The organism is Marinobacter fuscus (genome assembly GCF_003007675.1).
Taxonomy (GTDB): domain Bacteria; phylum Pseudomonadota; class Gammaproteobacteria; order Pseudomonadales; family Oleiphilaceae; genus Marinobacter; species Marinobacter fuscus.
Window position 1 is genome coordinate 181,160 of record NZ_PXNP01000053.1, and the last position, 11,009, is coordinate 192,168.

The following is an 11,009-nucleotide window of genomic DNA, read 5'->3' on the forward strand; positions in this document are numbered from 1 at the left end:
CTGCCAGGCAACTTCCGAGGCCAAGGTACCGCTACCAGATCCGGGCGGCCGATGACATTGAGGCCACTATAATGCCCTCAACTTTATAATTGAAATTTATGCGGCTTATTTTCAACATTTTCATGATGAATATCAGATTCAGGTGCGATCCATCACCACCAGTTGATCGCCTTCCCGCAGATCCAGATACTGATCCCGCGGCAGGTTCATCTGCAGGTGCCGGCCCCGCTCATCGGGAGTCGACCGCAAAACACCCAGCGCAATACCACCAGTAGAGCCGACAATCTTTTCAAGCAGATGAAAATCCACACTGGCGGGTAACGGATAATCCTGCGGGTTACGGAACTGAATCTCAGCGCCACCTACGGTGAACAACTCATCCAGAACTACTCGTAATTCCCGCCTCAACGCTACCTGTGCCAGTACATGACTGAGAATCATCGGGCTAATCAGCATCTCGCTTTGGTGGCCGTAAAGAAGATGGCGGTTATCCGGATCGCTCAATTCCAGGATCACCTGGGGCCGTTTGGGTGCTGCGGCAAGCAGATCCTCCAGTTGCAGATAACCGACCATGGCGCGGGCGTCTGCTTCTTCACCAGAGCCCAGCCGATCACTGCTCAGCAGCATCACGGTATGGTAACTGGCCGGTTCCAGGCGTCGAAGTTCGTCTTCCACCATGTAATCGGCTTCCAGCAAACGGCCACTGACCGCCGCAAGATCCACCCCATGGCGCAGAATCTCCCGTTGCCGTTCCTCCAGCGGAATGGCCGACACCAGATCCAGCTCGAATTGACGGCCGCTGTAACTGGCAAACTCTGCCGTGAGTGTGGGTACCCGCCGGTTCCAGCCCAACACCAGGACCCGGTGCGGCCCCTTAGTTGCAGGCACTGCAACCGTTGCGGATTTACGCTGCCATTCCGGCACAGGGGCGGCTTTGGCCACCGACCCGGTATGTTCATAGTCCCGCGCCAGCAACACCACCCGATCGTCCCGCCGAATCACTGTGTCGGTCTCGGCCAGCAAATTCACCTGCCAACGGCCAGCCACTCCGGGCTGCAACAGGCCAAGTACAATCGCGTAGGGCCGCTGACTGGCCAGCTCCGCCAGGGTGAGTCCTTCGGCCGTCTCCCCGCCCCGGACAAAGATCTCGTTGCCTTCCCCTGCCGTCAACAACTCGTTGTAAACCTCCGACAGCATCGGGTGCAACACGTTCTGTACCATCAAACGGCTGATGGTGGCATCACCGGCCACCACCTCCACCGCACCGGGATAGGCCCGCTCGATCACCGGCAATTTGCGCATATCCTGGATTTCAGCCACCACAAACGGCAACGGGGCATTGTACTGTCGGGCCTGGGCAGTAATCGATAACAGGGCTTTGACGGTTTCCACATCGGAGGTGATCAGACTGCCCGCATCGTGTACCTGGCTAGGCACAATCACCGCCGCCGCATCCAGGCAGGCCACCCGCTGCAGGGCATCCGGTTGGATGGCGGTGCCGCTGCGGAGGATCACCTGGCGCGCCTGGCTGCCCACCCCCGGCTCCCCCATCAATTCATGCAACTGCGTGGCACTGGCTTCTTCTGCCAGCACCACCAGTCTCAGGTTCCGGGTATCATGCTTTTCCAGAAACCGGCGCATCCGGCCCGAGGAACCGAACAGTTCCGCTACCAGCGGTGGGGTCTGGGCGGTCCAGCCAAGAATAACGATGTGATTTTTCAGGGTAACCGGGGTCAGGCCCCGCTCAAGATCTTCCATCTTGGCAATCAGCCAGCGGGTAAGAATGGCCACCAGGGTGCCCATGAACACCACATAGCCAAGAATGGTCAGCAAGGTGGAGACAATGCGTTGCCATGTGCCAACGTCATCCCCCAGGTAACCCGGGTCGGTCAGCCGGAGAAAGGCCCACCAGATGGCGGAACCGGCATCGCCGAACTCTCCCGAGCCCGGCAGCACCACCAGCAATCCGCCCATCAGCGAGATCAGGCCGATAAACCCGCCCACCACCAGCAACTGAAAACCCGCGCCCTTGACCAGTTGGCGCTCCACCACAAACTTGATTCGATCCACAACCCGGAACGGCAGCATGTACAACCCTCAACAATCCGATGCAGGCAGTGTATCCCAGTTTTCAGGCTTCGCCAGAAGTTACTGCCTCCAGGGCCGCGTCCAGCGTTGGGTAGAATCGGCTGACGCCAGGTTCCGGTACCACGCCAGCCCGGGCCAGGGTTTTCAGCGGCTGGAACTGCAGGTCGGCGATCACCAGCTCGGTGCCGGTCTGCCGGCAACTACTGATCAGTTTGTTCAGAGCCGACAAACCGCCCGCATCCAGTATGGTGACACCGTCCATATACAGCACCAGGCCCCTGGCCTGCCGGGACAGGCCTGCCAGCTCGCCAAACACCCGGTCTGCCGCCGCAAAGAACAGCGGACCGTTGATCTTGAATACCTGCCAGCCCTCGGGCAGCTCCGCCTGTACGATGCGTTTGTTACCGGTAATATCGGTCACCCTGGTCATCTGCGCCATCTCCCGCATGAACAGCACCGCCGCCAGCAACACGCCGGTGGTGATGGCAATCACCATATCCAGCGCCACGGTCAGGCCGAAGCAGGTCAGGAACACCAGGATATCGCTGCGGGGCGCGGTCTTGAGCAGGTGCACGGCTTTCGGTGCCTCACTCATGTTCCAGGCCACCATCACCAGCAACGCTGCCATGGCCGGCATGGGCAGATAGGCAAGAATACCGGCCAGTGAGACCAGCGCCAGCAGCACCACCAGCGCGTGAATCATCGCAGCCACCGGCGATTCCGCGCCGGCCCGGTAATTGGCGGCCGACCGGGCTATGGCGGCGGTGGCGGTGATGCCGCCAAAAAACGGCACCACGATGTTGCCGATGCCCTGCCCCATCAGCTCACTGTTGGCACTGTGCCGCTTACCGGTCATGCCATCGAGCACCACCGCGCACAACAGAGATTCGATGGCGCCGAGCATGGCAATGGCAAAAGCGGCCGGAATCAGCTCCTGCAATAACGACCAGGAAAAACCGACCGCAACTCCATCAGCCCCCGGCCGCTGCCAGGGCCAGACAAATTCCGGCAGAAATGGCGGTATGCCCGCGCCGGTGCTGCCATCGGGCAACAGATAACTGAACCGGGAGCCAATGGTGTCAATGCCAGCCCCCTGCGCGTTCAGCCAGAGTGCCAGCAGGCTGCCGACGATTACCGCGGGCAAATGCGGTGGTACCGGCGTTTTCAGGCGGGGCCAGGCCACCATGATCAGCAGGGTGACCACGGCCACCAGCGTGCTCATGCCATCCAGTATCGGCATATGCTGGGCCAGCAACGCCAGCTTGTCCCAGTAGTGTTCCGGCATATCCGCAATCGGCAACCCGAAAAAATCCTTCACCTGCAAGGTGGCAATGACAACGGCAATACCGCCGGTAAAGCCCAGGGTCACCGATTCCGGGATATACTCGATAAACCGGCCCAGACGCATAATGGCCATAATCACCAGCATCACGCCGGAGAGCAGGGTCGCCAGCAACAGCCCGCCCAGGCCGAAGTTCTGGGCAACCGGATAAAGAATCACCACAAAAGCCGCGGTGGGGCCGGATATGCTATAGCGGCTACCACCGAAGAGGGCAATCAGAAATCCGCCAATAATCGCGGTGTACAGCCCGTACTGTGGCGCCACACCAGAGGCAATCGCCAGCGCCATGGCCAGAGGAATGGCAATAATCCCGACAGTAATCCCGGCCATAAGATCCCGGGTGAAGCGGGTGGCGCTGTAGGATTCGGTGACGCAGGCTTCACGCAGCGCGTGGGCGGTGCGGAGTGAGAACAGGTGGGCGCGATGGGGTATGGAGGTCTCTCTGTGGCCACGAGAAAGCTTACATTATATTCTCATGAGTTGCCCACTCAATGTTAATATGATTAACATATAGACCTGTGCAACAGCGTTATTTACCTCTGGAGCTCCCAGCGCTTATGGAAAACCGTACCGCCCGTTTAACCTTACTGATTGATCCGGAAAAGAAAAAAGCTTTCGAGGCCCTGTGCAAACAGGAGGATGTGACACCGTCGCAGAAAGTACGGCAATTCATTCGTGAATATGTCGAGGAACGGCTCGGGGCGGAATGGCGCGAATCGACGAAAATCAACCGCTGATATGGAGAGTCTGGCGCCTATGCTATCCAGAATTTACTGTCTGCTGGCCTGCCTGCTGCTGATTACCGGCTGCGCCCACCAGGCCCCGAAAACCGGGCACAGCACACCCACAGTGCCACCGGCAAGCCAGTATGACAGCATTATTGTCGATGCAGACACCGGACATCAGGTCAGTCTGGACGCTCTCATCCGGGAGTTGGCCGGAGCCGACATTATCGTCATCGGCGAATACCATGGCCATCACGGTTCGCACCTGCTTCAGGCTCGCCTGTTAACAGCATTGCACCAGCAAAATCCGGATCTGATCCTGAGCATGGAGCAGTTCAACCTGGACCATCAATCGGCACTGGACGCTTACCTGGCTGGCGACACCGGCGAAGCCGAACTGATTGAAGACGCCAAGGCCTGGGACAACTATCGCGGTTCCTACCGGCCATTGGTGGAGTTTGCCCGCCAGCACAGGTTACCGGTGATTGCCGCCAACGCACCGGCCGACATCGTTCGCTGTGTCGGCCGGGAGGGCAAAACCTACCTCAGCAAACTCGGCCCCGCCCAGCGCGCGGCCTTGCCTGCACAAGCGTTTCTGGAAACCCCCGCATACCGGCAGAAGTTTGTGGATACCATCAGCGGCAGCCACGGCGCCGCGGAAACCGAACTGAGCGGTCGACTGTTAACAACGTATCAGGCCCAGCTGTTGCGGGATAACACCATGGCACACCGAATGCTACAGGCGCTGGCAGCCCATCCCGGACACACTCTGGTGCACACCACTGGCACCTTTCACAGCGCACAACGCCTGGGTACCGTGACCGCCCTGGAACAAAGGGCGCCGGAACTGACCATTGTGGTTCTGACCCCCATAGAATGGCCAGCCAAGACACCCGAACTGCCACTGACCGGAAATCAGAACAAGGGGGACTACCTCTACTTTATCCAGCCCCTACCAACCGAGTTCCGAAACAAGGAACGGGAGCGTGAAGCCATGAAGGTGCGCTTTGCCAACCGGCCGGACAGCAACTGCCAATAACCGGATCTGACGACCACACACTAGGAGTTTACCATGAAAGTCGTTTCTGCCCTGATTCTCGCCCTGAGCGCCATCATTGCCGCCTCCCTGCTGGCGGAAGGCCTGACCGGCCTGCGTACAGCAGACCGCTACGTCACTGTTAAAGGCGTGGCCGAACGGGAAGTTGAGGCCGACCTGGCGCTCTGGCCCATTCGCTTCGTTGCCACCGGAAGCTCCCTGGCCGAGGCTCAGACCCGGGCCCGAAGCAGCCGTGATGCCATTATGGCGTTCCTGAAGCTGCAGGCCATCGACGATTCCGCAGTGGAACTGCAACGGCTGGACGTGACCGACACCCGGGCCAACCCCTATTCCGACAACAACCAGCAACAGTACATCATCAACCAGACCCTGATGGTGCGCAGCACCGATATCGAGCGCATCCGCCAGGCGGCCCAGAACGTCAGTGAACTGGTGGATTCCGGGGTGATTCTATCGTCGGATTACGGGCCCGGCGGCCCCACCTATCTGTTCAACGGGCTGAACGACATCAAACCCGAGATGATTGCCGCCGCCACCGCCTCGGCCCGGGAAGCGGCCCAGCAGTTTGCCCGGGATGCAGACGCCGCCCTGGGTGGTTTGCGCCGCGCCAACCAGGGCGTGTTCCAGATCCTGGCCCGGGACCAGGCCCCGGGCGTGTCGGAGCAGCAGCAACCGGTAAAAACCGTCAGGGTGGTGTCCACCTTCGACTATTACCTGAACTGAATCTGCGATGGCTACTGGGTGGCCACCATTTCATCGGTCACCTGGTAGTCCCCCGCCAGCCAGCGCAGCACTTCGTGCGCGGCCGGGTGATCAAAGGCGTCATAGGTGTGCATCAGCGCCTGCTTTTTCTCATCGCTGATGCGTGCCAGCCCGGTGTCCTGCAGGGTCAGTAAATCCTTGTGCAGCTGCTCCGCCAACTCAAGCCCCACCACTTCCCGGGCGGCGTGCAAAAACGCCTGGCCATACTGGTAATCCGGCCCCTGGCGATAGCATTCGGCCAGGGTAATGGCGGGAATACAGCTCAACACCGGCTGCAACGCCGGGTTAATGGCGTGGCCCGCCAGGTAGGCCGCGTTACCCGCCGGCCGGCCGGTGAAGCCGCGCAGATGCAGATGGCGTGACATCCGGTCACCGTCGTTGACCGGGTAGTTGTCCCATAACAGCGGCTTGCGCCCCAGCACTTTGGTGATCCGCTTGAGATGGCCCGGCGACACTTCCCGGGAACAAACTTCTTCACCCGTCCAGAACACCCGCACATCCCGGTGCAACTGAGCGCCCAGGTTTTCCAGATACTCCAGTGGCCTTGGGCCGAAAACCCGATCCAGCACCGGGTCATCGGAATAATAGGTGGGGCAAACGCTGAGCTTTTCCGCACTGCTGTTGTCCCGCACCCACTGCATGATCCCGGCCTGGGTGCGGGCCAACTCCGGCGTGTCGGGATGCATGTCATCAAACAGAATGGCCAGCTCCTGAACGCCAATCCGATCCAGTGCGTTCAGCTTTCGAGCCAGGGCTTCCCGTGCCGCATCGTCGAAGTGGTTAAATACTTCAAACGGGCTGAGCCCAACACCAAAACGCACGCCCTCCCGTTTGCAATGACGGGCAAATCCAGCCAGCGCTTCCGCCTGATCAACCGGGTGCGGCTGCTGCCACTGTCGGCGCAGATAGACATCCGCCTTGGGCGCATAGAGATAAAAACCGTAGCCATGGGGCGCCAGGGTGCTGACCAGGCGGGCTCGCTCCTCCCAACTCCACAATGGGCCGTAAAACCCCTCAACAATACCCAGTTCAACCGTCATTGCTGTGCGCTCCCTGATTGCCAATTGCCCATATGGTTCCAAAGCTCATCAAGGCCTCACCCCATGACTCCGGAACATTGACTAGAATGAAAGACAAGACATTCCCGACTAGCATAGCTCAACGAGAGAGACCTCATGGAAATCAAAACCTTTGCCGACCTGATCGAGTGGACACGCCAATTACACGCGCACCTGGCCCATTGTCTGCACGAATCCGCCAAAGAGCACTGTAGCGAGCGGGCCAGCGCCCTTCTGGACTATATCAGCCGTCATGAAACCCTGCTGGAACAGGCCGTAGCAGAGTATGAAAAACAGGCCGATCCCAAGGCCATGCACACCCGACTTTACGATTATGGCGTGCACAAGCCCATCAAGAAAAACCAGACCTGCGACACCCCGTACCAGTCGCTGGATTTCGATGGCATCGTTCGGGAAATCTTCAGTTTTCATAATCAGGTGATGGAGTTGTACGACACCCTCATCGGCAAGGCCGAAATACCGGAAGCCAGAACCTTGCTCGAAGACCTGAAGTTGCTGGAGCAGCATGAAGCCATGCGTATGGCCAGCCAGATTGGCCGAATGCAGGATCTGTAGGGCCAGAGTTAGACAATTGTCGTAAAATTACAACTTTTTGCTGCGACACCCGCCTTTTACTTGCTAACCTGACGTAACTTGGGTCGGCTTTTCCTACAGGAGGAGCGATTCGCTAACAAAAAAGACAAGAGGCTAGAAGAGCAATGAAGATCCGTTCTGTTCTATCCGCGGCTGTGTTGGCTGTGGCAACGACCGTTGCTGCTACTCAGGCGCTCGCACAAGACAAGTTCACCCTGCGAATGGCGGAAACCTGGGGGCCGAACTTCCCGATTTTCGGAGACACCACCAAACAGTTTGCCGAAAACGTCGAGAAAATGTCCGACGGCCGCCTGCGCATCCGCATCGACTCCGCCAACAAGCACAAGGCGCCGCTGGGTGTCTTCGACATGGTCAAAGCGGGCCAGTACGACATGGGCCACTCTGCCTCTTACTACTGGAAAGGCAAGGTACCGGAAACCCTGTTCTTCACCAGCATGCCCTTTGGCATGAACGCCATGGAACAGTACGCCTGGTTCTATCATGGCGGCGGCATGGAGCTGATGCAGGAAGTCTACGGCAAGCACAATATGCTGTCCTTCCCGGGTGGCAATACGGGCGTACAGATGGGCGGCTGGTTCCGGAAAGAAATCAAATCCCTGGACGACCTGAAAGGGCTGAAAATGCGGATCCCCGGGTTCGCAGGCGAAGTGTTTGCCGAGGTTGGTGTTAACCCCACCAACATCGCCCCGGGCGAGCTGTACACCGCCCTGGAGCGCAACACCATCGACGCCGTGGAGTGGGTAGGTCCGGCCCTCGACTTGCGACTGGGTTTCCAGCAAATTGCCGATTACTACTACACCGGCTGGCATGAACCGGCCACCGAACTGCAGTTCCTGGTCAACAAGCGGGTGTGGGAGAAATTACCGCAAGACCTTCAGGAAATTCTGCGAATCGCCATGCGCACGGCCTCCTACGACATGCTGGTGCATTCCCAGCACGCCAACGCAGAAGCCTGGGCCAACATCAAGAAAGACTATCCAAATGTGCAGATCAAGCGCTTCCCGGATGACATCTTCCAGGCCATGTACAACGCCAACAAGAAACTGTTGAAAGAAGCGGCCGCAGAAAGCGAAATGGCCGCCAAAATCATTGATTCCCAGCTCAGCTATCAGGAGCAGAGCCGGGCCTACAGTGACATCTCAGAGCGGGCGTACCTCAACACCATGGCCGAAGTCGAGTAAACTGGGCCATACGTGACGCACACAGGGCCGGGGTCGCTCACTGCAGTGATCCCGGTTTTTTTGTATCTACTATTCACAACATCCGCTCAGCGGAGGAAGAGGTTCAATGCGCTGGATTATCCGACTGGACGAGGGCCTGTCCTGGCTGTCCAAACTTTGCGGCTGGATCGCCTGTGTAGCCATGATCCTGATGGCCGCCAACGTGTTCTATGATGTGGTTACCCGCTACGTATTCAACGATGTCTCCATTGCCATGCAGGAAATGGAATGGCACCTGTACTCGGTGGTGTTTCTGCTGGGTATTCCCTACGCTCTGCGCACCGATGGTCATGTTCGGGTCGACGTGTTTTACACCAACTGGAGCCAGAAGCGCAAAGCCTGGGTTAATCTGATCGGGGCAGTTCTGTTTGTGATGCCTTTTGCCTATCTGATTGCCTTCTATGGCTACAGCTTTGCTCTGGATGCCTATGAACTGGGTGAAGGCAGTGGCGACCCGGGCGGCCTGCCCCACCGCTGGATCATCAAGTCGGTGATTCCGGTAACCGCCTTCTTCATCGGCACGGCGGGCCTGAACATGGTGACTTTCGCCATCCGGGTGATGGCCGGTGACAAACAATACGAAGGTGAGCACAGCGCAGGGGGCCTGGCATGATCGGAATGATAATGTTTGGCGTGGCCCTGGTGATGCTGATGCTGGGCTTCCCGGTGGCGTTTACTTTTGGCGGTGTGGCGCTGTTTTTCGGCATCTATGCCGAGGGTATGGATCTGTTTGCCTTCATGCCCTTCCGGATCATGAGCGTGATGCAGAACACCGTGCTGATGGCAGTGCCGCTGTTTATTTTCATGGGTGTTGTGCTCCAGCGCACCAAGCTGGCCGAGCAATTGCTCACCTCCATGGGCCGCCTGTTCGGCGGACTGCCCGGTGGCCTGGCCATTTCCACCATTCTCGTAGGTGCTCTGCTGGCTGCCTCTACCGGTGTCGTCGGCGCCAGCGTCGTGGCCATGGGGCTGATCTCGCTGCCCGTCATGCTGGCTCATAAGTACGACAAGCGATTGGCCACGGGCACTATCTGCGCCTCGGGTACCCTGGGGCAGATAGTTCCTCCGTCGATTATCCTGATCATTCTTGGTGACGTGCTTGGGCTGCCAGTCGGTGACCTGTTCAAGGCTGCGGTCTGGCCGGGTGTGGTGCTGATCGGGCTCTACATACTCTACATTCTGGTGCTTACCCGGCTGAAACCCCAAACCGCTCCGGCGATGCCCAGTGAAGATGATAACGCCACCCGCGGTCAGGAAATCCGCGCAGCCCTGCTGGCGATCATTCCGCCACTGGCGCTGATCGTGGTAGTGCTGGGCTCGATTTTCACGGGTATTGCCACGCCTACCGAGTCTTCCGCTCTGGGTGGCGTTGGCGCCGTGGTACTGGCCATCATCTATCGCCAGTTTTCCTTCAAGATGGTCTGGGATGCGGCCAAGGATACGGTCAACGTTACCGCCATGGTCTTTGCCATCCTGATCGGTGCCACGGCCTTCTCCATGGTGTTCAGCTACACCGGCGGTGATTACCTGCTGGAAGACTGGCTGATGATGCTGCCGGGCGAACAGTGGGGCTTTATTATCCTGGCCATGGTGGTCATTCTGGTGCTCGGCTTCTTTATCGATTTTGTCGAGATTTCGTTCATTATCGTGCCGATTCTGGCGCCGATTGCCGAAGCCATGGGCATCAACATGCTCTGGTTCGCCATCCTGATCGCCATGAATCTGCAGACCAGCTTCCTGACACCACCTTTCGGCTTCTCACTGTTCTACCTCAAAGGTGTTGCACCTCCGGACGTTCGCACCACAGATATCTACAAGGGCATTATCCCCTTCATTCTGATCCAGATCCTGGTGCTGGCACTGATCGTTATCTTCCCGGAATGGTTTGGCATGAGCGCCACTTACTAGGAGCCTGCGCGGCAGAAGTGTTTTGAGCAATTGCCTCCGCCGCGCCGAATCACGGTTGTGCCCGAGAGTATATGCGCAGTATCCAACCGGATAGAGTCACGATTTTCTATTCAGGCAATCAAGACGGTTATAGGCAAGTTCACAACCGTAGCCCGACCACTCAGCACGGCCCAGCACGCCGCCTCAGATCGCCTATGTCAGCCTCATCAGCGAACTCATCCGCCTGAGGTTAAG

At 58.5% G+C, this 11,009-nt stretch carries 10 protein-coding genes; 7 read left to right on the forward strand and 3 right to left on the reverse strand.

What is annotated here, in order from left to right; all coding sequences use genetic code 11:
• Window positions 1-138: 138 nt before the first annotated feature.
• A complete protein-coding gene (locus C7H09_RS09050; RefSeq protein ID WP_106762228.1) occupies window positions 139-2,088 on the reverse strand; it encodes a CASTOR/POLLUX-related putative ion channel in 1,950 nt (649 codons plus the stop codon).
• A 43-nt stretch (window positions 2,089-2,131) separates the two neighbouring features.
• Window positions 2,132-3,862 (reverse strand): C4-dicarboxylic acid transporter DauA, encoded by a 1,731-nt coding sequence (gene dauA, locus C7H09_RS09055; protein ID WP_106762229.1) that lies wholly within the window; start codon window positions 3,860-3,862, stop codon window positions 2,132-2,134.
• Window positions 3,863-3,987: 125 nt separating this feature from the next.
• Here dauA and C7H09_RS09060 point away from each other — a divergent pair, with 125 nt between their 5' ends.
• From C7H09_RS09060 to C7H09_RS09070, 3 genes are read left to right on the forward strand one after another with little or no spacing between them, the layout of a single operon-like run.
• The gene (locus C7H09_RS09060) at window positions 3,988-4,167 is read left to right on the forward strand and encodes a CopG family transcriptional regulator (protein ID WP_106762230.1); all 180 of its coding nucleotides are present in this window, start codon (window positions 3,988-3,990) and stop codon (window positions 4,165-4,167) included.
• A 19-nt stretch (window positions 4,168-4,186) separates the two neighbouring features.
• A complete protein-coding gene (locus C7H09_RS09065; RefSeq protein ID WP_106762246.1) occupies window positions 4,187-5,194 on the forward strand; it encodes a ChaN family lipoprotein in 1,008 nt (335 codons plus the stop codon).
• Window positions 5,195-5,227: 33 nt separating this feature from the next.
• Window positions 5,228-5,935 (forward strand): SIMPL domain-containing protein, encoded by a 708-nt coding sequence (locus C7H09_RS09070; protein ID WP_106762231.1) that lies wholly within the window; start codon window positions 5,228-5,230, stop codon window positions 5,933-5,935.
• 11 nt (window positions 5,936-5,946) lie between these two features.
• On the opposite strand, the gene C7H09_RS09075 is transcribed toward C7H09_RS09070, so the two are convergent.
• Window positions 5,947-7,014 carry a beta-N-acetylglucosaminidase domain-containing protein gene (locus C7H09_RS09075; RefSeq protein WP_106762232.1) on the reverse strand — a complete coding sequence of 356 codons (1,068 nt, stop codon included), beginning with the start codon at window positions 7,012-7,014 and terminating at the stop codon, window positions 5,947-5,949.
• A 135-nt stretch (window positions 7,015-7,149) separates the two neighbouring features.
• Between C7H09_RS09075 and C7H09_RS09080 the strand changes: the two genes are divergently transcribed.
• The 4 genes from C7H09_RS09080 to C7H09_RS09095 all read left to right on the forward strand — a co-directional run bounded on the left by C7H09_RS09080 (window position 7,150) and on the right by C7H09_RS09095 (window position 10,775).
• A complete protein-coding gene (locus tag C7H09_RS09080) occupies window positions 7,150-7,608 on the forward strand; it encodes an ATPase (RefSeq protein WP_106762233.1) in 459 nt (152 codons plus the stop codon).
• A 143-nt stretch (window positions 7,609-7,751) separates the two neighbouring features.
• Window positions 7,752-8,828: a TRAP transporter substrate-binding protein gene (locus C7H09_RS09085; protein ID WP_106762234.1), complete on the forward strand. Its 1,077-nt coding sequence runs from the start codon at window positions 7,752-7,754 to the stop codon at window positions 8,826-8,828.
• Between the two features lie 106 nt (window positions 8,829-8,934).
• On the forward strand, window positions 8,935-9,480 hold the full coding sequence (locus C7H09_RS09090; RefSeq protein ID WP_106762235.1) for a TRAP transporter small permease subunit: 546 nt from the start codon (window positions 8,935-8,937) through the stop codon (window positions 9,478-9,480).
• Entirely contained in the window at window positions 9,477-10,775 is a 1,299-nt protein-coding gene (locus C7H09_RS09095; protein ID WP_106762236.1) for a TRAP transporter large permease, read from the forward strand. The genes C7H09_RS09090 and C7H09_RS09095 overlap by 4 nt, the downstream gene beginning before the upstream one ends.
• Window positions 10,776-11,009: the final 234 nt, after the last annotated feature.

Coding starts and splice junctions, on each gene's coding strand:
- C7H09_RS09050 (WP_106762228.1), bottom strand. CDS start 2,088: ATGCTGCCGTTCCGGGTTGTGGATCGAATCAAGTTTGTGGTGGAGCGC.
- C7H09_RS09060 (WP_106762230.1), top strand. CDS start 3,988: ATGGAAAACCGTACCGCCCGTTTAACCTTACTGATTGATCCGGAAAAG.
- C7H09_RS09065 (WP_106762246.1), top strand. CDS start 4,187: ATGCTATCCAGAATTTACTGTCTGCTGGCCTGCCTGCTGCTGATTACC.
- C7H09_RS09070 (WP_106762231.1), top strand. CDS start 5,228: ATGAAAGTCGTTTCTGCCCTGATTCTCGCCCTGAGCGCCATCATTGCC.
- C7H09_RS09075 (WP_106762232.1), bottom strand. CDS start 7,014: ATGACGGTTGAACTGGGTATTGTTGAGGGGTTTTACGGCCCATTGTGG.
- C7H09_RS09080 (WP_106762233.1), top strand. CDS start 7,150: ATGGAAATCAAAACCTTTGCCGACCTGATCGAGTGGACACGCCAATTA.
- C7H09_RS09085 (WP_106762234.1), top strand. CDS start 7,752: ATGAAGATCCGTTCTGTTCTATCCGCGGCTGTGTTGGCTGTGGCAACG.
- C7H09_RS09090 (WP_106762235.1), top strand. CDS start 8,935: ATGCGCTGGATTATCCGACTGGACGAGGGCCTGTCCTGGCTGTCCAAA.
- C7H09_RS09095 (WP_106762236.1), top strand. CDS start 9,477: ATGATCGGAATGATAATGTTTGGCGTGGCCCTGGTGATGCTGATGCTG.